The organism is Erythrobacter sp. BLCC-B19 (assembly GCF_028621955.1).
In the GTDB taxonomy this organism is placed as follows: domain Bacteria; phylum Pseudomonadota; class Alphaproteobacteria; order Sphingomonadales; family Sphingomonadaceae; genus Erythrobacter.
The window spans coordinates 931,726-955,252 of record NZ_CP117516.1 but is presented as its reverse complement, the minus strand read 5'-3'; the positions used below and the strand labels follow the sequence as shown (position 1 = coordinate 955,252).

Below are 23,527 nucleotides of genomic sequence, written 5' to 3'. Positions count from 1 at the left end.
CGCTTGTAGCAAGCTTTGCCCGCCCTGCCGCAAGCCCATTCTGGGTGCGTGGACGCAGGGCGTTGACAGGGCGGCGGGCTGTTCCTAAATGCCCGTCCTCGCCCGCTTCGAGCAGGGCCGATTCATGCGCGGGAATCGGCTTTCGGATGGAAGCGGCGACACGCCACTATCGCGACGCTTGACGAATGCTGCTGCCGACCTGCGACAATTGCGGGGCTGGGCAAGCGGCTTTTGTGCGTTCGGCATGGTGGCTTTTTTCGCGTCGAACGACCGCGTTTTTCCCGTCCGCGTGAGGCTTCCCCTCTCGCGGCCCAATCGAAGAGGCAAGACCCCTCCATGGCCACCAAGGCGAAGCCGCCCGTCACCCGCAGCCGCAAGGCGCAAGGGACCGCCAAGAAGCGCATCCGCAAGATCTTCGGCGACATCCACGAAGTGGTGCAGATGCCGAACCTGATCGAGGTTCAGCGCGAAAGCTACGAGCAGTTCCTGCGTTCGGACAAGGCGACGGGCTATGTCTCGGGCCTTGAAAAGACGCTGCGCAGCGTCTTCCCGATCCGCGATTTCGCCGGCACCGCCGAACTCGATTTCGTCCACTACGAACTCGAAGAGCCCAAGTACGACACCACCGAGTGCCGTCAGCGCGGCATCACCTATGCCGCCCCGATGAAGGTGACCCTGCGCCTCATCGTGTTCGAGGTGGACAGCGAAACCGAAACCCGCTCCGTCCTCGATATCAAGGAGCAGGACGTCTACATGGGCGACATGCCGCTCATGACTGAGAACGGCACCTTCATCATCAACGGCACCGAGCGCGTGATCGTCTCGCAGATGCACCGCTCGCCGGGCGTGCTGTTCGATCATGACCGCGGCAAGACCCACTCCTCGGGCAAGCTGCTGTTCGCCGCGCGCGTGATCCCCTACCGCGGCTCGTGGCTCGACTTCGAGTTCGACGCCAAGGACATCGTTAACGTCCGCATCGACCGCAAGCGCAAGCTGCCGGTCACCGCGCTGCTCTATTCGCTCGGCCTCGATGCCGAAGACATCCTCGGCTACTTCTACAACACCGTCACCTGGGACCGCGCCAAGGACGGGTGGAAGATCCCCTTCGTGGCCGAACAGTGGCGCAACGCCAAGCCGACCTTCGCGCTGGTCGATGCAGCCACCGGCGAGGAAGTCTTCCCCGCTGGCCAGAAGATCAGCCCGCGTGCTGCCAACAAGGCCGCCAAGGATGGCCTCACCGAACTGCTGCTGCCGACCGAGGAAGTCGTCAGCCGCTATGCCGCCGCTGACATGATCGACGAGAGCACCGGCCGCATCTACATCGAAGCGGGCGATGAAGTGACGCTCGAGCACGTCGACATTCTCGACAAGGCCGGGATCGACCGTCTCCCGCTGCTCGACATCGACGAGATCAACACTGGCCCGTGGATCCGCAACACGCTGAAGGCCGACAAGGCCGAGAACCGCGACGAAGGCCTCGAGGCGATCTACAAGGTCATGCGCCCGGGCGAACCGCCGACGAAGGAAACCGCCGAGGCGCTGTTCGAAGGCCTGTTCTTCGATGCCGAACGCTATGACCTCTCGGCCGTGGGCCGCGTGAAGCTCAACATGCGTCTGGGCCTCGAATGCGAGGACACCATCACCACGCTGCGCAAGGAAGACATCCTCGCGGTGGTGAAGGAGCTGGTCGGCCTCAAGGACGGCAAGGGCGAAGTCGACGACATCGACAACCTCGGCAACCGCCGCGTGCGTTCGGTGGGCGAGCTTCTGGAAAACCAGTACCGCGTCGGCCTGCTGCGCATGGAGCGCGCGGTGAAGGAGCGCATGAGCTCGGTCGACGTGTCGACTGTGATGCCGAACGACCTCATCAACGCCAAGCCCGCAGTGGCTGCGGTGCGCGAGTTCTTCGGCTCCTCGCAGCTTTCGCAGTTCATGGACCAGACCAACCCGCTTTCGGAAGTCACCCACAAGCGCCGCGTTTCGGCGCTCGGGCCGGGTGGTCTCACCCGCGAGCGCGCCGGCTTCGAAGTCCGCGACGTTCACCCGACGCACTATGGCCGCATCTGCCCGATCGAAACGCCGGAAGGCCCGAACATCGGTCTGATCAACTCGCTCGCGAGCTTCAGCCGCGTCAACAAGTACGGCTTCATCGAAACCCCGTATCGCAAGGTCATCGACGGCAAGGTGACGGCGGACGTGATCTACCTCTCCGCAATGGAGGAGCAGAAGCACACCGTTGCGCAGGCCTCGGCTGAACTGAACGCGGATGGCAGCTTCGTCGAAGAGCTGGTCTCGGCGCGTCACAACGGCGACAACCTGATGGCGCCGCGCGAGCAGATCACGCTGATGGACGTGAGCCCCAAGCAGCTCGTCTCGGTTGCGGCCTCGCTGATCCCGTTCCTCGAAAACGATGACGCCAACCGCGCGCTGATGGGCTCGAACATGCAGCGTCAGGCCGTACCGCTCGTGAAGGCGGAAGCGCCGTGGGTCGGCACCGGCATGGAAGAAACCGTGGCGCGCGATTCGGGCGCGGCGATTGCCGCCAAGCGCGGCGGGATCGTCGACCAGGTCGACGCGACCCGTATCGTGATCCGCGCGATCGGCGATGTCGAACCCGGCCAGTCGGGCGTGGACATCTACACCCTGCAGAAGTTCCAGCGTTCGAACCAGAACACCTGCATCAACCAGCGTCCGCTGGTGAAGGTGGGTGACGTGATCGAACAGGGCGACATCATCGCTGACGGTCCCTCGACCGATCTGGGTGAACTCGCGCTGGGCAAGAACAGCCTCGTCGCGTTCATGCCGTGGAATGGCTACAACTACGAAGACTCGATCCTGATCAGCGAACGCATCGTGAAGGACGACGTCTTCACCTCGATCCACATCGAGGAGTTCGAAGTCATGGCCCGCGACACCAAGCTCGGGCCGGAAGACATCACCCGCGACATTCCCAACGTCGGCGAGGAAGCCCTGCGCAACCTCGACGAAGCGGGCATCGTCTATATCGGTGCGGAAGTTCACCCGGGCGACATCCTCGTCGGCAAGATCACCCCCAAGGGTGAATCGCCGATGACCCCGGAAGAAAAGCTGCTGCGCGCGATCTTCGGCGAAAAGGCGAGCGACGTGCGTGACACCTCGCTGCGTCTGCCCCCGGGCGTGGCGGGCACCATCGTCGAAGTCCGGGTGTTCAACCGCCACGGGATCGAGATCGACGACCGTACGCGTGCGATCCAGAACGAGGAAATCGAACGCCTGCGCAAGGACGCCGCGGACGAGCGCAACATCCTCAACCGTGCGACCTACAACCGTCTCAAGGATATGCTGATCGGTCAGACCGCTTCGGCAGCACCCAAGGGGCTGAAGAAGGGCGCCGAGATCACGGCCGAGATGCTGGAAGAGGTCGACCGCCACGAATGGTTCAAGTTCGCGGTCGCCGACGACAGCCGTCAGGCGCAGATCGAAGCGGTCAAGACCCAGTACGACGAAGCCGTCGCGGTGATCGATGCCAAGTTCCATGACCGCAAGGAAAAGCTGGAGCGTGGTGACGAACTCGCGCCGGGCGTGCTCAAGATGGTCAAGGTCTTCGTCGCGGTGAAGCGCAAGCTGCAGCCGGGCGACAAGATGGCCGGCCGTCACGGGAACAAGGGTGTCATCAGCCGCATCCTGCCGATCGAGGACATGCCGTTCCTCGCCGACGGGACACACGTTGACCTCGTGCTCAACCCGCTGGGCGTGCCGTCGCGCATGAACGTCGGGCAGATCTTCGAGACGCACCTTGGCTTTGCCGCGCGCGCGCTCGGGCACGAGATCAAGGGGATGCTGGACGAATGGCACGCTGCCAATCCGAATGCAGCGCGCGATTACGCCAATGTCGCCCCGCCAGCTGCCGTGCTGGATCGTCTGAAGGACATCTACGGCGAGCAGTATGTCGAGGATCTCGAAAGCCGCTCGACCGCCGATATCGTCGAACTCGCCGGCAACCTCTCGGCGGGTGTGCCGATGGGTACTCCGGTGTTCGACGGCGCGCGTGAAGCCGACGTTTCGGATATGCTGGTCAAGGCGGGGATCGATTCCTCGGGCCAGAGCGTCCTTTATGACGGCCGCACCGGCGAGGCGTTCGACCGCAAGGTGACCGTGGGCATCATCTACATGCTGAAGCTCCACCACCTGGTCGACGACAAGATCCACGCCCGTTCGATCGGCCCTTACTCGCTCGTCACCCAGCAGCCGCTGGGCGGCAAGGCGCAGTTCGGCGGCCAGCGCTTCGGGGAAATGGAGGTCTGGGCGCTCCAGGCCTACGGCGCGGCCTACACCTTGCAGGAAATGCTGACGGTGAAGTCCGACGACGTGGTCGGCCGCACCAAGGTCTACGAAGCGATCGTCAAGGGCGACGACACCTTCGAGGCCGGCATTCCCGAGAGCTTCAACGTGCTCGTCAAGGAAATGCGCAGCCTCGGCCTCAACGTCGAACTGAAGTCGATCCTCGACGAGGACGACGACGGCGAGATGCTGGAGGCAGCGGAATAAGGGGCGCGGGGGCGGAAATCGCCCCCCGTCACCGCCGCAAACGAATTTCATCCCCCTAAGGGAACACAGTCATGAACGACCTGACCAAATTCACCAACCAGCTGGCGAAGCCCGAAACCTTCGACCAGATCCAGATCGGCATCGCCTCGCCGGAGCGCATCCGCTCGTGGTCCTATGGCGAGATCAAGAAGCCCGAGACGATCAACTACCGCACCTTCAAGCCGGAGCGTGACGGGTTGTTCTGCGCGCGCATTTTCGGCCCCGTGAAGGACTACGAGTGCCTGTGCGGCAAGTACAAGCGCATGAAGTACAAGGGCGTCGTCTGCGAAAAGTGCGGCGTCGAAGTCACCGTGACCAAGGTCCGCCGCGAGCGCATGGGCCACATCGAACTGGCCGCGCCCGTCGCGCACATCTGGTTCCTGAAGTCGCTGCCCTCGCGCATCGGCCTGCTGCTCGACATGCAGCTGAAGCAGCTCGAGCGCGTGCTTTACTTCGAAAGCTACATCGTCACCGAACCGGGCCTGACCCCGCTCGAGAAGTACCAGCTGCTGACCGAGGATGAACTCCTCGAAGCGCAGGACGAATATGGCGAGGACGCCTTCACCGCCGACATCGGCGCGGAAGCCGTGCGCACCATGCTGATGCAGCTCGACCTCGAAGCCGAGCGCGAAGCGCTGATGGACGAGCTTGCCACCACCAAGTCCGCCCTCAAGCCCAAGAAGATCATCAAGCGCCTCAAGGTCGTCGAAAGCTTCATCGAATCCGGCAACCGCCCGGAATGGATGATCCTCGAAGTGATCCCGGTCATCCCGCCCGAACTGCGCCCGCTGGTGCCGCTGGATGGTGGCCGCTTCGCGACCTCCGACCTCAATGACCTTTACCGCCGCGTCATCAACCGCAACAACCGTCTGAAGCGCCTGATCGAGCTGCGCGCGCCCGACATCATCGTGCGCAACGAAAAGCGCATGCTGCAGGAAGCGGTCGACGCGCTGTTCGACAACGGTCGCCGTGGCCGCGTCATTACCGGCGCGAACAAGCGTCCGCTCAAGTCGCTCTCCGACATGCTCAAGGGCAAGCAGGGCCGTTTCCGCCAGAACCTGCTCGGCAAGCGCGTCGACTATTCGGGCCGTTCGGTGATCGTGACCGGGCCTGAGCTCAAGCTGCACCAGTGCGGCCTGCCCAAGAAGATGGCGCTCGAGCTGTTCAAGCCGTTCATCTACGCGCGTCTGGATGCCAAGGGTCTGTCGATGACCCTCAAGCAGGCCAAGAAGTGGGTCGAGAAGGAGCGCAAGGAAGTCTGGGACATCCTCGACGAGGTGATCCGCGAGCACCCGGTTCTCCTGAACCGCGCGCCGACGCTCCACCGTCTGGGCATCCAGGCATTCGAGCCCGTGCTGATCGAGGGCAAGGCGATCCAGCTGCACCCGCTGGTCTGCTCGGCCTTCAACGCCGACTTCGACGGTGACCAGATGGCGGTCCACGTGCCGCTCAGCCTCGAAGCCCAGCTCGAAGCGCGCGTGCTGATGATGTCGACCAACAACATCCTCTCGCCCGCCAACGGCAAGCCAATCATCGTGCCTTCGCAGGACATGGTTCTGGGGATCTACTACCTCTCGATGGAGCGGCAGGAGAAGCACCCCGAATACATCGAGGAAGCCGACGGCACCAAGATCGAGAAGCTCCCGCGCTTCAGCGACATGGCCGAAGTGCACCAGGCGCTCGAAACCAAGGCGGTCACGCTCCACACCCGCATCATCGCCCGCGTTCCGCAGGCCGACGAGAACGGCGTGGTGTCGATGAAGCGCTTCGTCACCACCCCCGGTCGTATGCTGATCGGCGAGTGCCTGCCGAAGAACCACAAGGTGCCCTTCGACATCATCAACCGCCTGCTCACCAAGCGCGAGATCGGCGACGTGATCGACCAGGTGTATCGTCACACCGGCCAGAAGGACACGGTGCTGTTCGCCGACGCCATCATGGCGCTGGGCTTCCGCCACGCGTTCCGCGCCGGGATCAGCTTCGGCAAGGATGACATGATCATCCCCGACGCCAAGGAGAAGCTGGTCGAGGAGACCAAGGAACTGGTTGCCGGTTACGAGCAGCAGTACCAGGACGGTCTCATCACCCAGCAGGAAAAGTACAACAAGGTGATCGACGCCTGGTCGAAGTGCGGTGACATGGTCGCCGACGCGATGATGGCCGAGATCAAGGCGCAGCCGATCGACAGCGAGACGGGCAAGGAAGCCCAGATCAACTCGATCTACATGATGAGCCACTCCGGGGCGCGTGGTAGCCCGGCGCAGATGAAGCAGCTTGCCGGGATGCGCGGTCTGATGGCCAAGCCTTCGGGCGAGATCATCGAGACCCCGATCATCTCGAACTTCAAGGAAGGTCTGACCGTTCTTGAATACTTCAACTCGACCCACGGCGCCCGTAAGGGTCTCGCGGACACCGCGCTGAAGACCGCGAACTCGGGTTACCTCACCCGCCGTCTCGTCGACGTGTCGCAGGATTGCGTCATCGTCGAGGAAGATTGCGGCACGCAGAACGCGCTCGAAATGCGCGCCATCGTGCAGGGCGGTTCGGTGATCGCCTCGCTTGGCGAGCGTATTCTCGGCCGCACGGTCGCGGAAGACATCGTCAACGCGGCGACCGGCGAAGTGATCGTTCCGGCGGGCACCCTGCTCGACGAAGCGATGGTCAAGGCGATCGAGGCGGCTGAAGTGCAGTCGGCCAAGATTCGCTCGCCGCTGATCTGCGAAGCCGAACAGGGCGTCTGCGCGACTTGCTATGGCCGTGACCTTGCCCGCGGGACCCCGGTGAACATCGGCGAAGCGGTGGGCGTCATCGCGGCGCAGTCGATCGGCGAGCCTGGCACCCAGCTGACGATGCGGACCTTCCACATCGGCGGCGCGGCGCAGCTCAACGAAACCTCGCACCTCGAGGCGATTTCGGAAGGCCGTATCGAATTCCGCGATATGCCGACCATCACCGACAAGCAGGGCCGCATCCTCAGCCTCGCCCGTAACGGCGAGCTGGCCGTGATCGACGCCGAAGGGCGCGAGCGCGAGATGCACAAGGTGCCTTACGGGACGGTGCTGAAGTTCAAGGATGGCGATCAGGTCAAGGTCGGCGATCGTCTCGCCGAGTGGGACCCGTTCACCCTGCCGATCATCACCGAACAGTCGGGTGTGGTGAAGTATCAGGATCTGGCCGAGGGCATCACGCTCGAGGAACAGATGGATGATGCCACCGGCATCGCCCAGCGCGTGGTCACCGAAAACCGCGCCACCGGCCGCAAGAAGAAGGAAGATCTGCGTCCGCGGCTCACCCTTCTGGCGGAAGGCAGCGGCGAAACCGAAGCGGCGCGCTATATGCTCGCTCCGGGCACCACGCTGTCGGTCGAGGATGGTCAGATGGTCGAAGCGGGCGACATTCTCGCCCGTGCGAGCCGCGAAGCCGCCAAGACCCGCGACATCACCGGCGGTCTGCCGCGCGTGGCCGAACTGTTCGAGGCGCGTATGCCCAAGGACGTCTCGGTCATTGCCAAGATCTCCGGCCGGATCGAATTCGTCCGCGAATATAAGGCCAAGCGCAAGATCGCGATCATTCCCGAGGAAGGCGATCCGGTGGAATACCTGATCCCCAAGACCAAGGTGATCGACGTGCAGGAAGGCGACTACGTGAAGAAGGGTGACACCCTGATTTCCGGCTCGCCCAACCCGCACGACATCCTCGAAGTCATGGGCGTCGAGGCGCTGGCCGAGTATCTCGTTGACGAGATTCAGGAAGTCTATCGCTTGCAGGGCGTGAAGATCAACGACAAGCACATCGAGGTGATCGTTCGCCAGATGCTGCAGAAGGTCGAGATCACCGATGGCGGGGACACCACCCTGCTGCCGGGCGAACAGGTCGATCTGGCCGAGATGCTGGAAATCAACGGCAAGCTGGCCAAGGGCAAGCAGGGTGCGAGCGGGACTCCGGTGCTGCTCGGGATCACCAAGGCTTCGCTCCAGACCCGTTCGTTCATCTCGGCGGCCTCGTTCCAGGAAACCACCCGCGTGCTGACGCAGGCGGCGGTCGAAGGGAAGAAGGACACCCTGATCGGGCTGAAGGAAAACGTGATCGTCGGCCGTCTCATCCCCGCCGGTACCGGCGCGGGCATGAACCGTCTGCGCGTCACCGCCAACAGCCGCGATGCGGCGCTGAAGGCGGCCTGGAAGAAGCAGCAGGAAGCCCTGTCTGCCTCGGGTCAGCGCGAAGTCGAGCCGGAAGCCGATGCGATCGGTTCGGAAGAGAAGATGAAGGCTGCGATGGCCGCGATGGCGGCTTCCGCCCCCGCAGCCGAAGTTGAGGACGACGGCGAGGAATAAGCCCCTCGCCTGAGCCTCACGGCCCAACAAAAAAGCCCCGCCGGAGCCAATGCTCCGGCGGGGCTTTTGCTTGCGGGGGATGCGCCGGCTATTTCGCCCGGCGCTTCTTGCGCAGTTTCAATTCCTCAGGCGTGGGGATCACCTGCGACAGCTCGGCGATCACTTCGGCCGCCGGGATGAAGGCATCTGCCGGCGCGCCGGGTTCGCCGGGATTGGCGAAACGGGCATAGCCAACGGTCGGCGGGGGGTAATAGCCGGGTGTGGAGCGCGGCAGGACGATGAACATCGTGAAGCCCTCCTTGCCGCGCGCCTGTGCCTGCAAGGCGGCGTGGAGCATGATCGCATCAATGGCCGAATAGATGTCGCCGCCCGCCCAGATCCGCCACTGGCCATCCTCGTCGGCTTCCTTGGCCATCATCTTGGACTTCTGGATCTGCCAGGTCGCCTTGCTGCGCCCTTCGAAATCTCCGACCCGGCTATAGGGCTGGATCAGGTCGAACAGCCATTCATTATTGGTGTCGCGCTGCAGGCGCACCGCGAGCAGATCGTCGTAGCGCGCCTGCCACATCCCTTCGGGCGTCTTGGACAGCGCGCCGAAGAGTTCAGCCTCCGCCGCGCCTTCACGCAGGCGGCGGGTGACTTCCACGGTCGATCCAAAGCTGGGTGCGGCCCATTCCGATCGCGCGGCAAAGTTGCGCCGGGCGGCCGTCAGATCGCCGTTCTGCGCGAGTTTGACGATGTCGAACAGGTCGAGGAGTTCGATCACTTCTGCCGCATCGTCCTCGGGCTTGCCCTCGGCGCGGCGGCTGGTCATGTTGGCGCGGGCAAAGCTGGCGCGGGCATCGGCCTTGTCCCAGTCGCCTGCCAATGCGTGCGCAAGCGCGGCGCGGGCGTAGTAGTCCGAACTCTTTTCTTCGGGATTGAGCCCTTCGATCACTTCGATAAGGGCTTCGTACTTCGCCGCAGCCTCGGGGAAGCGGCCGACCTCGGCCAACCGCGCGGCGTAGGTCATCAGCAGCACCGGCAGCACCTTGGCATTGGCTGCAATGCGGGCTTCTGCCGCCGGGGTCAGCTCGCGCACGAAGACGCCGTAATCCTTGATCACGATGCTGGGGACGAAGCTGTATTTGATCCCCCCGATCGCACCGAGCGAGGCATCCTGCGCGGCGGCGGCATTGCCCATGCGCAGGTGGATTTCGGCTTCGATGTTCGAGAAGGACAGGCCCATCGAGCGATCGAAATAGGCATTGCCAGACAGGCCGGCCGCCTTGGCTTCGGCGCGGGCCTTTTCGACATCGGCAAGCGCGGCGGGGTAATTCTTGGCCTCGATCTGGTGGAGCGCGCGGGCAAGGATCAGCGGGATGCGGCGCACCGCGTTGCTTTCGCCCTTGTCGCCGCCGTCGATCAGTTCCGAACAGACCGCGACCCCGGCCTCGCCGAACTGGCGCTTGGAGGGATCGGGCGATTCCGGGGTGGGCGCGAACAGGCCGAGCAGCGTCACCGCACCCAGCAGGCGGGCAAAGGTCTCGCCCCCGGTGACATTGTTGGGCTCGCCGTCGCAGCGCAGATAGCGCGAGCCGAGCTGTTTGTCGGTCAGCGCGGTTGTGGTGGTGGTGACCTTGGTCGGCGGCGGGGCGGCGGGTGGCGGCGCGACGGGTGGCGGCGCGCTTTGGGCCTCGGCAATAACGGGCGTGCACACGAGTGCAGCCAATGCGGCTGTTGCAAGCAGATTCTTCATGGATGGACCCCCTGATTCGATTGCCAGATGTCTGACAAGCTTTGCCTTTTGGCAATGGGTCTTGCGCCGGCAGGGCGAGAATGTTGAACACGAGAAAACGCTATTGCGACACATTCGCAATTAAGCTAGGCAGTGCTCAACGCGCCGCTCCCTCTGACATTCAACGAGGTATCATGTCCCACTCCAACGCCCCCTCTGCCGCCGCCCGCAAGGTCATTGCCGCACTTGCCGCAGCGCCACGGATCGAGGAATGCGGCCCCATCGCCGGACGCTTCATCCACGCCCTCAGGCTGATTGCGCTGCATGACCGGCTCGGTCGCGATCCCGTGCCCGAACTGGCGGCACGGCTTGGCAGCGTTGCGGTGGCGGCCAAGGCGCTGATCCTTGCGCAGGCCATCTCTGCTGCCTGGCCCGAGGACATCCACGTCTCGCGCTTCTGTTGCCGCCTGCTCAGCCATGACGAAGCCACCATCGCGGCCTTCGTCGATGCCGCCGCGAGGGGCGACCGAGGTGGGTTCGAAGCGGCGCTCGCCGGGTTGCTCCGACCCGACCGGATGCCCCGCCTGTGGGAGGGCGCGCTCGCCCTGACCGCAGCGGAAGTCCGCGGGCTCTGAGCGCTTGCGGGTCGCGGCGGCGCGCTCTACCTGAGCGCGCATGACCACCACCCGCTTTGCCCCTTCGCCCACAGGCCGTCTGCACGTCGGCAACATCCGCACCGCGCTCCACAACTGGATGCTGGCGCGGCAGGCGGGCGGCACCTTCATCCTGCGGATCGACGACACCGATGCCGAACGTAGCCGCGAGGACTATGTCGAAGCGATCCGCGCCGACCTCACCTGGCTGGGCCTGACGTGGGATCGCGAAGAGCGCCAGTCGGCGCGGCTCGATCGCTATGCCGCAGCCTTCGATGTGCTGCGCGCGGCGGGGCGGATCTACCCCTGCTACGAAAGCGCGCAGGAGCTGGAGGTGAAGCGCAAGATCGCACTGGGCCGCGGCCTTCCGCCGATCTACGACCGCGCAGCGCTGAAGCTGACCGCCGAAGAACAGGCCGCCAAGGAGGCCGAGGGCACCGCACCGCACTGGCGCTTCCTGCTCGATCATGCCGAGCCGATCCAGTGGAACGACGGCATTCGCGGGCTTCAGAAATTCGATCCCGCGCAGCTTTCCGATCCCGTTATCCGCCGCGCCGATGGATCATGGCTCTACATGATGCCGAGCGCGGTCGACGACATCGACATGGGCGTGACCCAGGTGCTGCGTGGCGAGGACCATGTTTCGAATACTGCCGTTCAGATTCAGATCTTTACCGCACTTCATGCTGCAGGTTTCGGTGCAGCAAAAACCATCCCGGCCTTTGCGCACGAGGCGCTGCTCGTGGGCAAGGAGGGCAAGCTTTCGAAGCGTCTGGGCTCGCTCGGTTGCGATGCCTTCCGCGAGCGCGGGATCGAGCCGGAAGCGATCATCGCGCTGCTGGCGCGGCTCGGCACCTCGCAGCCGGTGGAGCCGATTGCAGACCGCACGGCGCTGACCGTGAGCTTCGATCTAGGCACTTTTGGCCGTGCGCCCGCCAAGTTCGACGAGGAGGATCTGGAACGCCTCAACGCCGGGATTGTCCACCAGCTGCCCTATGAGGCCGTCGCAGCGCGCTTGCCCGCCGGGATGGACGCGGCGGGCTGGCACGCGGTGCGGCCCAATCTCGCGCATATCGGCGAGGCGGCCGATTGGTGGCGGCTGGTGACGGGGCCGATCACGACGCCGGCCTTCACCGATGAAGACAAGGCCTTTCTCGCCGAGGCGGCGCGGCTGCTGGCGTGGGGCGAAAACCCGTGGGGTGCGCTGACCACTGCGCTCAAGGAGGCGACCGGGCGGAAGGGCAAGGCGCTGTTCCTGCCGCTGCGTCAGGCGCTGACGGGCATGGATCACGGCCCCGACATGGGCGAGCTGCTCCCGCTGATCGGCGAGGCCGAGGCGCGCGCGCGGCTGGCGAGCGCGGCGGCCTAGATCAGGCCGGCCTCGCGCGCGCTGCGGCTGATGCGCAGCGCCGGGCGGGCGCTGCCGGATGGCGGCTGATGGGTGAAGCCGTCGGTTGCCGGATCGTCCCAGTCGTGCGGCTGCATCGCCGCGCCCGAGGGGGCGAGCCACTGGCCGTCATCGGGAAACTGCGCAAAGGCGTCTCCCGCCGCGGCTCGCCGCGCCGCCAGTGTTGCGACATGGGCCTCTAGCGCCAGATCGCGCGCGCTCCAGTCGACTGGCATATCCTGACAATAGGCGTTGTTGTTGCCCTGCTGGCTCCGCCCGAATTCGTCCCCGGCGGTCAGCATGATCGTGCCGGTCGAGGCGAACAGCGTTCCCAGCAGCGCGCGGACATCTTCAGCGCGGCGGACGAGGATGTGCGGATCATCGCTCGGCCCTTCGGCGCCGCAATTCCACGTGAAATTCTCGCCATGCCCGTCGCGATTGTCTTCGCCGTTGGCGTGATTGTGGCGCTGTTCGTAGGCGAGGGTATCGGCGAGGGTGAAGCCGTCATGCGCGGCGAGGAAATTGACGCTGCGACAATCGCTGCCGAACAGATCGGATGATCCGGCGATGCGGGTGGCGAGCGTCCCGAGGCTCCCGTCACCGCGCCAGAACCGGCGCACATCGTCGCGGAAACGGTCATTCCATTCGAGCCAGTTCGGCGGGAAGTGGCCCAGCTGGTAGCCGCCCGGGCCGATGTCCCACGGCTCGGCGATCATCACGCGGTCAGCGAGGCAAGGCTCGGCGGCGAGTTCGGCGAAGATCGGGGCGTGGGCGTCAAACCCGGGGCCGCGCGCGATAACGGGGGCGAGGTCGAAGCGAAAACCGTCTATCCCGCAATGCCTTACGAAGTGCGTCAGCGTGTCGATCATCAGCTGGCGCACCGCAGGTTGGCTGAAGTCCAGAGTGTTGCCGCAGCCGGTATCGTTGATCAGGCTCCCGTCGGGCGCGCGGGCATAGGCGGCAGGGTCGAGCCCGCGCAGGGAGAGCGTGCCGCCGTGGACATCGCTTTCGCCCGAGTGGTTGAACACCAGATCGAGGATCACGCCGATGCCGCCTTCGTGCAGCGCCGCCACCGCCTCGCGCAATTCGGCCACCCCGCCGGGGGCGAGGCCGGGATCGAGCGCCATCATCGCCACCGGATTATAGCCCCAGTGGTTCGCCAGCTCGAGCGGCGGCAGGTGGCGTTCGTCGATCCATGCGACGACCGGCATCAGCTCAACCGCGCTGACGTGCAGCTGCTTGAGGTGCGCGATCACCGCCGGGTGGCCGAGCGCGGCGATGGTGCCGCGCTGTGCCTCGGGCACATCGGGATGCAGCAGCGTGAAACTGCGCACGTTGACCTCGTAGATCAAGCCGCCGCGCCGGAACCGGGGCGGGGCGGGGGCGGCTTGCTCAAGCGGCCCGGTCACCACCGCGCGCGGCACCAGATCGGCGGTGTCCTCACCAAGCTGGCCAAGGCGCGGGTGCTGGATGAAGCGGCGGTCAAGTTCCAGCGCGTGAGGGTCAACCAGCAGCTTGGCCGGGTCGAACCACAGGTTGCCCACCGGATCATATCGCCCATGGGCGCGGTAGCCATAGCGGGTGCCGGTCAGATCGCCGTCCAGCTCGGCCACCCAGAGATCGCCCTTCCGCGCCATCGGCAGGCGGGTTTCGGCATTGCCATCAAACAGGCACAGGTCCAGCGCCTCGGCCAGCGGGGCGCGCACGGCGAAGCGGGTTACGCCGCCTGCGACATGCGCGCCGAGGTGCTGCGTCACGTCACCACATCGGGCGCCGTTCGCCCGGTATGCGCGGCGATGCCCGCCACGGCTTCGGCAGCGGCGATCAGGTCGGCGAGCATGGCAGGGGTCTCCTCCGCCAGCCGCCCGTCCGGGGCTTCATAGCGTTCGAGATAGACCCGCAGCGTCGCCCCCTCGGTGCCCGTGCCTGACAGGCGGAACACGATCCGCGATCCGCAGGCGAACATCACCCGCACGCCCTGATTGCGGCTGACCGAGCCATCGACCGGATCGGTGTAGGCGAACTGGTCGGCAGCGCTTACGGTCAGCGGGCCGAACGCCTTGCCCGGCAATCCGCCAAGCGAAGCCTCAAGCGCCGCCATCAGGGTGTTCGCCTTGTCGGTCGCGATCGCCTCGTAATCATGGCGCGCATAGTAATTGCGCCCGAACCGCGCCCAGTGCTCCTGCGCGATCTGCGCCACCGGCTTGCCTGTCACGGCGAGGATGTTGAGCCACAGCAGCACCGCCCACAGCCCGTCCTTCTCGCGCACGTGATCGCTGCCGGTGCCCGCGCTTTCCTCGCCGCAGATCGTCGCCTTTCCGGCATCGAGCAGCGTGCCGAAGAACTTCCACCCGGTCGGCGTCTCCCACAGCGGGATGCCGAGCGCCTCGGCCACCCGGTCGGCAGCGGCGCTGGTGGGCATCGACCGCGCAATGCCCTTCAGCCCCCCGGCATAGGCCGGGGCGAGATGCGCATTGGCCGCCAGCATCGCCAGCGAATCCGAGGGGGTGATGAAGACCCCCTTGCCGATAATGAGGTTGCGGTCGCCATCCCCGTCCGAGGCCGCGCCGATGGTGGGCGCGCCTTCGGCCATCATAGCCGCGTAAAGCTCTGCCGCGTGGACGAGGTTGGGGTCGGGGTGATGCCCGCCGAAATCCTCCAGCGGCACGCCATTGCGCACCGTGCCAGCCGGAAAGCCTAGACGGCCTTCGAGAATTTCCCGCGCGTAAGGCCCGGTCACGGCGTGCATCGCGTCGAACGCCATGGTCAGCGCGCCGCTCGCTGCTGCCGCGCGGATTGCGGGGAAATCGAACAGTTCCTCCATCAGGTCGGCATAGTCGGCGACCGGATCGATCACGTCGACCGCCATGCCCCCCACCTGCGCCACGCCGATCCGGTCGAGATCGATTTCGGCGCTCTCCGCCATCAGCCAGCGGTCGATGGTTTGGGTGCGGGCATAGATCGCCTCGGTCACCGCCTCGGGCGCGGGGCCGCCATTGGCGATGTTGTACTTGATGCCGAAATCCTCGTCCGGCCCGCCGGGGTTGTGGCTGGCTGAAAGGATCAGGCCGCCCGATGCGCCATACTTGCGGATCACATGGCTCGCCGCCGGGGTCGACAGGATGCCGCCTTGCCCCACCAGCACCCGGGCATAGCCATTGGCAGCAGCGATGCGGATCGCCTGCTGGATCACGGTGCGGTTGTGATACCGTCCGTCGCCGCCGATCACCAGCGTCGACCCCGCAGGCCGCTCGGCCACGTCGAACACGCTCTGGATGAAGTTCTCGGCATAGTTCGGTTGGGCAAACACCCGCACCTTCTTGCGCAGGCCCGAAGTGCCGGGCTTCTGCCCGTCAAAGGGCGTGGTGGCGACAGTCGTGATCATCCCTGTTCCTCGATCAATTGGCGGTAGAGCGTGGCATAGGCAGCGCCGCTTGCTCCCCACGAGAAATCCGCCTTCATGCCGTTGGTCTGGAGCCGCTTCCATGCGGCGCGGCGGTTGTAAAGCTCCACCGCGCGGCTGACCGCCATGGCGAGGGCATTGTGGGTCACGGCGTTCATCTGGATGCCCGTGGCGACCCCGGCGGCCAGCGCGGCGGGGTTGGCGTCGATCACCGTATCGGCGAGGCCGCCAGTGCGCGAGACGACCGGCACGCAGCCGTAGGCGAGGCCGTAAAGCTGGGTCAGGCCGCAGGGCTCGAACCGGCTGGGGATCAGGATCGCATCGCCCCCGCCCTGCAAGCGGTGCGAGAGCGCCTCGTCATAGCCCAGCCGCACGCCCACGCGGCCCGGATGGCGCGCGGCGGCGGCGAGGAAGGCCGCCTCGATCTCGCCATCGCCGGAGCCGAGCAGAGCGAGCCGCCCGCCGATCCCGACGAGGTGATCGAGCACGCCCGCCAGCACGTCCATGCCCTTCTGCCAGGTGAGGCGGCTGACGACGATGAACAGCGGGCCGTCATCGCGGGTAAGGCCGAATTCTTGCTCCAGCGCGCGTTTGTTCTTCGCCCGCGCGGCCAGCTTTCCGGCGGTGTAGGTGGCGGCAAGGTGCGGGTCGCTGGCCGGGTTCCATTCGGCGGTGTCGATGCCGTTCAGGATGCCGTGGACGCGGTTGGAACGGGCGAGCACCAGCCCTTCGAGCCCCATCCCGAATTCGACCGAGCGGATCTCGCCCGCATAGGTCGGGCTGACCGTGGTGATCGCATCGGCGAGCTGCATCCCCGCCTTCAGGAACCCGACCCCGCCATAGCTCTCCACCCCGTCGACCGTCCATGCCGATGCGGGCAGGCCGAGCCGGGGAAAGACTTCGGCGGGGTAGTATCCCTGAAACGCCATGTTGTGGATGGTGATGACGCTCGGCACCGGGCGGCTCCCGGCGAGCGGGGCGAGCTTGAGGTAGGCGGGCACCATCCCCGCCTGCCAGTCATGGGCGTGGACAAGGTCGAAGGCGCGGCCGTTCACCGCGCCGCCCGCGATATCGGCGGCGGCGCGAGCGAAGGCGGCGAAGCGGTGCCAGTTGTCCTTCCAGTCGCGCCCCGATGGATCGGCATAAGGCCCGCCCGCGCGGCCGAACAGCGCAGGCGCATCCAGCACAAGCAGCGGCTGCGCGCCAAGCTTGCCCGCCAGCAGCCGTGCAGGCGTGCCGAGCAGCGCGTCCCATGTGTGCACCGCCTTTGCCTTTTTGCCCAGCTTCGCCAGCACCGCTGGATAGCCGGGCACAAGGCTCGTCACCTCCACCCCCTGTGCGGCGAGGGCGGCGGGCAGCGCGCCCGCGACATCGGCGAGCCCGCCGGTCTTGACCAGCGGGGCAGCCTCGGACGCGACGGAGAGGACGCGCATCGCCATGGCTTACAGCCTTGCCATCATGTCGCGGGTGACGAGCACCACGCCTTTCTCCGACACCCGGAACCGGCGCGCGTCGAGTTCGGGATCCTCTCCGATGATCATGCCTTCGGGGATTCGCACCCCGCTATCGATGATCACCTTGGAGAGGCGCGCCCCGCGTCCGATGTTGCAATAGGGCAGGATCACTGCCTCGTTGACGTTGGAGTAGCTTCCGATCTTCACCCCGGTGAACAGCAGGCTGCGGCGCACCTCTGACCCTGATATGATGCAGTCCCCCGACACCAGCGAGGAGACGGCGAACCCACGCCGCCCGTCCTCATCATGGACGAACTTGGCAGGCGCGGCCACGACGGCATCCGTCCAGATCGGCCAGTCGCGGTCATAGAGATTGAGCTTGGGCACGGTGTCGGTGAGGTCGAGATTGGCCTCGAAATAGGCGTCGAGCGTACCGACATCGCGCCAATACTCCTCGATTTCCTCCGCCGCGCGGATGCAGGAGTTGGTGAAGCGGTGCGCGACCGCTTTGCCGTGCTTGACGATGTAGGGGATGATGTCGCCGCCGAAATCGCGCTTGGACGCGGGATCGTCGGCATCGCGGCGCAGCTGTTCGAACAGGAAGTCGGTGTTGAAGACGTAGATCCCCATCGACGCCAGCGCCATTTCCGGGTTGCCCGGAATGCCCGGCGGGTCTTTCGGCTTTTCGACGAAGGCGGTGATGGTGTCCTTTTCGTCGACCTGCATCACGCCGAAACCGGTCGCTTCCATGCGCGGCACGACAAGGCAGCCGATGGTGACATCCGCGCCCGAATTGACGTGCTGCTGCAGCATCAACTCGTAGTCCATCTTGTAGATGTGATCGCCCGCGAGGATCACCATGTATTTGGGCGCGAGGCTGGCGATGATGTCCATGTTCTGGAACACCGCGTCGGCCGTGCCTTCGTACCACTGGTTCTCCGACACGCGCTGGCTGGCGGGCAGGATGTCGAAGCTTTCGTTACGTTCGGGCCGCAGGAAGGTCCACGCGCGCTGCATATGGCGGATCAGCGAGTGCGCCTTGTATTGGGTCGCAACGCCAATGCGGCGGATGCCGGAGTTGATCGCGTTCGACAGCGCAAAGTCGATGATGCGCGACTTGCCGCCGAAATAGACTGCGGGCTTGGCGCGCCGGTCGGTCAGTTCCATCAAGCGGCTGCCCCGCCCACCTGCCAGCACATAGGCCATGGCATCGCGCGCCAGTGGCCGCCCTGAAGTTCTCTCGATCATCCCATTCTCTCCCCAGAGTGTTTTTGCGTGTTTATCCGGTGAATTGCAGCATTATCGTGGCAAGCGGCGGCAGCACGATATGGGCTGCGCCGCCGGATGCGGTGACCTGTCCCATGTTGCCCTGCCCGCTGCCGCCGTAGATTTCGGCGTCGGAGTTCAGCACCTCGGCCCACACCCCGTCATGTGGCAGGGGCAGGCGGTAGTGGGTGTGGAGCGCAGGAGTCATGTTGGCGATTACCGCCACAGGCGCCTCGCCCGGCGCCTTGCGGAGCCAAGCGAACACCGAATTGTCGGCATCGTCGGCGATCAGCCATTCGAACCCCTCACCCTCGCAATCGCGCGCATGAAGCGCGGGGGTGGTGCGGTAGAGGCGATTGAGGTCACGGATCAGGTCAGCAACGCCCCGGTGTGCGGGCGCGTCCATCAGGTGCCAATCCAGCGCGCGCTCCTCGCTCCATTCGCGGCGCTGGGCGAATTCCTGGCCCATGAACAGCAGCTTTTTGCCGGGGTATCCCCACATCATAGCATAGTATGCGCGCAGATTGGCAAATTGCTGCCAGTTGTCACCGCTCATCTTGCCGAGGATCGTGCCCTTGCCGTGCACCACCTCGTCATGGCTCAAGGGCAGGACGAAGTTCTCCGAGAAGGCATAGACGAGGCCGAAGGTGATCTCGGAGTGGTGGTATTTCCGGTGGATCGGATCACGCGCCATGTATTGCAGCGTGTCGTGCATGAAGCCCATGTTCCACTTGAACCCGAAGCCCAAGGCCGTGCGCGGGCCTTCGTCGAAGGCGGGTTGGGAGACGCCGGGCCATGAGGTCGATTCCTCGGCGATTGTCATGGTGCCCGCGTGCGTGCCGTAGAGTGCGCGGTTGGTGGCGCGCATGAATTCGACCGCTTCCCAGTTCTCGCGCCCCCCTTCGGCATTGGGGATCCACTCGCCGTCCTTGCGCGAGTAATCGCGGTAAAGCATCGAGGCGACGGCATCCACGCGCAGTCCGTCGACATGATACTGCTCGGCCCAGAACAGCGCATTGTTGACGAGGAAGCTGCGCACTTCCTTGCGCCCGAAATTGTAGATCGCGGTGTTCCAGTCGGGGTGGAAGCCGAGGCGCGGGTCTTCGTGCTCGTAGAGCGCGGTGCCGTCGAACCGGGCGAGGCCGTGCTCGTCGACGGGGAAATGGGCGGGCACCCAGTCGATCAGCACGCCGATCCCGGCGCGGTGCGCGCCGTCGACGAAACGGGCGAACCCCTCGACGTCCCCGAACCGGGCCGAGGGGGCAAAGAGCCCGGTGGTCTGGTAGCCCCAGCTCGGGTCATAGGGGTGTTCGGAGACCGGCAGGAACTCGATATGGGTAAAGCCCATGTCGAGCGCATAGGGAATCAGCCGCGCGGCCATTTCGTCCCAGGTCAGGAACCAGCCATTGTCGTCGCGCTGCCATGATCCGGGGTGAACCTCGTAGATGGAGATGGCCTCGCGCCGGGGATCGACGCTGGCCCAGTGCGCGCGGTGGGCATCGTCACCCCAGTCGCGCTTGCCGGGGCGGGCGACGACGCTGGCGGTCTTGGGCCGCAGCTCGCTGGCGAAGGCGAAGGGGTCGGCCTTCAGTGGCTGCACTGTGCCGTCGGGGCCGGTGATGCGATACTTGTAGGCCGTGCCTTCGCCGATGTCGGGGATGAAGATTTCCCACACGCCGATGTCCACGCGGCGGCGCATCATGTGGGCGGCGGGGTTCCAGCCGTTGAAATCGCCCACCAGATTGACGCTGCGCGCGTTCGGCGCCCAGACCGCAAAGTGCACGCCGCGCGCGCCCTCGTGCGCGATCACATGCGCGCCGAGCTTGTCGAACAAGCGGAAGTGCGTGCCCTCGGCGATCAGGAAATCGTCCATCGGGCCAAGCACCGGGCCGAAGGAATAGGGATCGGTCACCCACCATTCCTGCCCATTCCCTCGGCAGCGATAGCGCACCGGCTTGGGCTTGCCCCGCAATTTGCCTTCAAACAGCGGGCCATCCACCCGCACCATCTTGCCGAGCCTGCCGCCCTTCAGCGAAAACGCCTCGGCCTCTTCCGCCCCGTGCAGAATGGCGCGGGCGAAGGTGCCTTCCGGCCCTTCGTGCGGCCCCAGCAGCGAGAACGGATCGGCGTGCGATCCATCGAGCAGTGCAGCGATGGCCTCAGGCGGTGGCTTCACAGCACGCCCCAGATCTCGCGGGCATATTCGGAAATGGTGCGATCGGACGAGAACCAGCCGACATTGGCGATGTTCTGGATCGCCGATTGCCGCCAGGCTGCGCGATCATTCCAGCGCCGGTCAACCTCGCGCTGGGCGGCGGCATAGGCGTCGAAGTCGGCGGCGACCATGAACCAGTCCGAGGTGTAGATCGCATCCATCAGCCCTGCATAGCGCGCCGGATCATCGGGGCTAAACACCCCGCTGGCGATCGCATTGACGGCTTGGCACAGCTCGCGGCTGCCTTCGATCACTTCGCGGGGGTTGTAGCCTTCCGCCCGCTTGGCGGCGACTTCTTCAGCCGTCAGCCCGAAGATCACGATATTCTCCCGGCCCACTCGCTCCATGATCTCGATATTCGCCCCGTCGAGCGTGCCGATCGTGAGCGCGCCGTTGAAGGCGAACTTCATGTTCCCCGTGCCCGAAGCTTCCATCCCTGCGGTCGAAATCTGTTCGCTGAGGTCGGCAGCGGGAATGATCCGCTCGGCGAGGCTGACGTTGTAATTGGGGACGAACACCACCTTCAGCACCTCGCCCACGCTGGGATCGGAATTGATCCGCCGGGCGATATCGTTGGCGAGTTTGATGATGAGCTTGGCGTTGTGATAGGTCGGAGCGGCCTTGCCGCCGAAGATTTTGACGCGCGGCACCCAGTCACGTTCGGGGTGGCTGCGGATCTGGTCATAGAGCGCGACCGTCTCGATCAGATTGAGCAGCTGGCGCTTGTATTCGTGGATGCGCTTGATCTGCACGTCGAACAGCGCGTCGGGATCGAGCCGGATACCGGTCAGCTCGCGCAGATGATTGGCAAGGTCGACCTTGTTGGCGCGCTTCACCTCGTCGACCCGCTCGCCCAGCGCCGCGTCGCCCGCCATGGCGGCGAGGGCCGACAGTCCCTCGGCATCGGCCTTGAACCCGTCTCCGATCGCCTCGCGGATCAGCCCCGTCAGACGCGGGTTCGACTGGTGCAGCCAGCGGCGCGGGGTGACGCCGTTGGTCTTGTTGTTGATGCGGTCGGGGTAGAGCTTGTGAAGGTCGGCAAACACCGTCTGCTTCATCAGATCGGTGTGGAGCGCCGCCACCCCATTGACCGAATGCGCACCCACAAAAGCGAGGTTCGCCATCCGCACCCGGCGCTCGCCATGTTCGTCGATCAGCGAGATTGCGGCGACGGCGGCGTCATCGAGGCCCGCCTTCCTCGCCTCGCGCAGGACATGGGCGTTGATCGCATAGACGATCTGCATATGGCGCGGCAGCAGCCGTTCGAACAGCGGCAGCGGCCAGCTTTCGAGCGCCTCGGGGAGCAGGGTGTGGTTGGTGTAGGCGATGGTCGCCTTGGTGATGGCCCAACTTTCCGCAAAGGTCAGGTGCTGTTCGTCCATCAGCAGCCGCATCAGCTCTGCCACCGCGACCGAGGGGTGGGTGTCATTGAGCTGGATCGCTGCCTTGTCGGGCAGGGTGCGGATGTCGCCGTGATACTGGATGTGGCGGCGGACGATGTCCTGGATCGACGCGCTGGAGAAAAAGAACTCCTGCCGCAGCCGCAATTCCTGCCCGGCGGGGGTGGAATCGGCGGGGTAGAGCACCCGCACCAGACTGTCGGCCCGCACCTGCGCGGCGAGCGCGCCGGCGTGGTCGCCCGCGTTGAAAGCGGCAAGCTGGATCGGATCGAGCGCGGCGGCATTCCACAGGCGCAGGGTGTTCACCCGCTTGCCCTGCCAGCCGACCACCGGCGTATCGAAGGCGGTCGCCTCGATCACTTCTGCCGGGTTCCAGCGGATCACGCCCTCATCGCTGGCCACCTCGCCGCCAAAACCGATGCGGTAGGAACTCTCGCGCCGCTCGAACTCCCAGGGGTTGCCGTGAGCGAGCCAGGTTTCGGGCAGCTCGACCTGCCAGCCTTCGTCGATGCGCTGGCGGAACATCCCGTTGATGTAGCGGATGCCATAGCCAAAGGCGGGGATGTCGAGGCTGGCGAGGCTTTCCATGAAGCACGCCGCCAACCGCCCGAGCCCGCCATTGCCAAGCGCAGCGTCGGGTTCCAGCTCTTCCAGCCGGGCAAGGTCGAGCCCGTGCTGTTCGAGCGCCTGCTCCATCGCGCGGCTGCATCCGAGATTGGCAAGCGCATCGCGCAGCAGCCGCCCGATCAGGAATTCGAGGCTGAGATAATAGACCCGCTTGCCGCCCGCCGCGTGGGTGCGGCTGGTCGAAGCGAACCAGTTGTCGATGATGTCATCGCGCAGGGCGAGCACAGTGGCATTGTACCAGTCGTGCGGCTTGGCCGCCGTCTCGGTCTTGCCGACCCGGTGACGCAGCGCGCGCAGGATGCCGGCTTCGAGATGCTCGGTTGTGCCAGTCGGGCTTGAAGTCACTGAGGCCAAACTCCCTGATTGATGCCGTCGCGGCTGAGGGGCGGGTGGTCGTGCGTGCGTCTGAATAGATCGTGAGGTGCCCCCCGGCCCGTGCTGCACACTAATCAGGTGCGCTGCCGTCCAGCAATCGCAGAAGTAGGACGACAAACGTATTCATGGG

The 23,527-nt window shown here is 65.4% G+C and carries 11 protein-coding genes; 4 read left to right on the top strand and 7 right to left on the bottom strand.

All coding sequences use genetic code 11. The features are described from left to right. Nucleotides 1–336 precede the first annotated feature (336 nt). Both rpoB and rpoC read left to right on the top strand, forming a co-directional pair. Nucleotides 337–4,527, top strand: a complete 4,191-nt coding sequence (gene rpoB / locus PS060_RS04240; protein ID WP_273985709.1) for a DNA-directed RNA polymerase subunit beta — start codon at nt 337–339, stop codon at nt 4,525–4,527. Between the two features lie 71 nt (nt 4,528–4,598). After that, nucleotides 4,599–8,900 (top strand): DNA-directed RNA polymerase subunit beta', encoded by a 4,302-nt coding sequence (gene rpoC, locus PS060_RS04235; protein WP_273985708.1) that lies wholly within the window; start codon nt 4,599–4,601, stop codon nt 8,898–8,900. A gap of 88 nt (nt 8,901–8,988) precedes the next feature. On the opposite strand, the gene PS060_RS04230 is transcribed toward rpoC, so the two are convergent. Beyond that, the gene (locus PS060_RS04230) at nt 8,989–10,638 is read right to left on the bottom strand and encodes a hypothetical protein (RefSeq protein WP_273985706.1); all 1,650 of its coding nucleotides are present in this window, start codon (nt 10,636–10,638) and stop codon (nt 8,989–8,991) included. Nucleotides 10,639–10,811: 173 nt separating this feature from the next. On the opposite strand from PS060_RS04230, the gene PS060_RS04225 reads away from it, so the two are divergent. Both PS060_RS04225 and gltX read left to right on the top strand, forming a co-directional pair. Beyond that, the gene (locus PS060_RS04225; RefSeq protein ID WP_273985704.1) at nt 10,812–11,252 is read left to right on the top strand and encodes a DNA-directed RNA polymerase subunit beta'; all 441 of its coding nucleotides are present in this window, start codon (nt 10,812–10,814) and stop codon (nt 11,250–11,252) included. A 40-nt stretch (nt 11,253–11,292) separates the two neighbouring features. Further along, entirely contained in the window at nt 11,293–12,639 is a 1,347-nt protein-coding gene (gltX, locus tag PS060_RS04220) for a glutamate--tRNA ligase (RefSeq protein ID WP_273985703.1), read from the top strand. Here gltX and glgX read toward each other — a convergent pair. From glgX to PS060_RS04190, 6 genes are read right to left on the bottom strand one after another with little or no spacing between them, the layout of a single operon-like run. Continuing rightward, on the bottom strand, nt 12,636–14,414 hold the full coding sequence (gene glgX / locus PS060_RS04215; protein WP_273985702.1) for a glycogen debranching protein GlgX: 1,779 nt from the start codon (nt 14,412–14,414) through the stop codon (nt 12,636–12,638). The two genes, gltX and glgX, sit on opposite strands and share 4 nt — an antisense overlap. Next, on the bottom strand, nt 14,411–16,042 hold the full coding sequence (locus PS060_RS04210) for an alpha-D-glucose phosphate-specific phosphoglucomutase (protein ID WP_273985701.1): 1,632 nt from the start codon (nt 16,040–16,042) through the stop codon (nt 14,411–14,413). Before PS060_RS04210 ends, glgX begins: the two co-directional genes overlap by 4 nt. Next, nucleotides 16,039–17,499, bottom strand: a complete 1,461-nt coding sequence (glgA, locus tag PS060_RS04205; RefSeq protein WP_273985700.1) for a glycogen synthase GlgA — start codon at nt 17,497–17,499, stop codon at nt 16,039–16,041. Before glgA ends, PS060_RS04210 begins: the two co-directional genes overlap by 4 nt. A gap of 3 nt (nt 17,500–17,502) precedes the next feature. Next, a complete protein-coding gene (gene glgC, locus PS060_RS04200) occupies nt 17,503–18,762 on the bottom strand; it encodes a glucose-1-phosphate adenylyltransferase (protein ID WP_273985699.1) in 1,260 nt (419 codons plus the stop codon). A gap of 31 nt (nt 18,763–18,793) precedes the next feature. Continuing rightward, the gene (glgB, locus tag PS060_RS04195) at nt 18,794–20,956 is read right to left on the bottom strand and encodes a 1,4-alpha-glucan branching protein GlgB (RefSeq protein WP_273985697.1); all 2,163 of its coding nucleotides are present in this window, start codon (nt 20,954–20,956) and stop codon (nt 18,794–18,796) included. Then, nucleotides 20,953–23,367: a glycogen/starch/alpha-glucan phosphorylase gene (locus PS060_RS04190; RefSeq protein ID WP_443112403.1), complete on the bottom strand. Its 2,415-nt coding sequence runs from the start codon at nt 23,365–23,367 to the stop codon at nt 20,953–20,955. The genes glgB and PS060_RS04190 overlap by 4 nt, the downstream gene beginning before the upstream one ends. Nucleotides 23,368–23,527 lie beyond the last annotated feature (160 nt).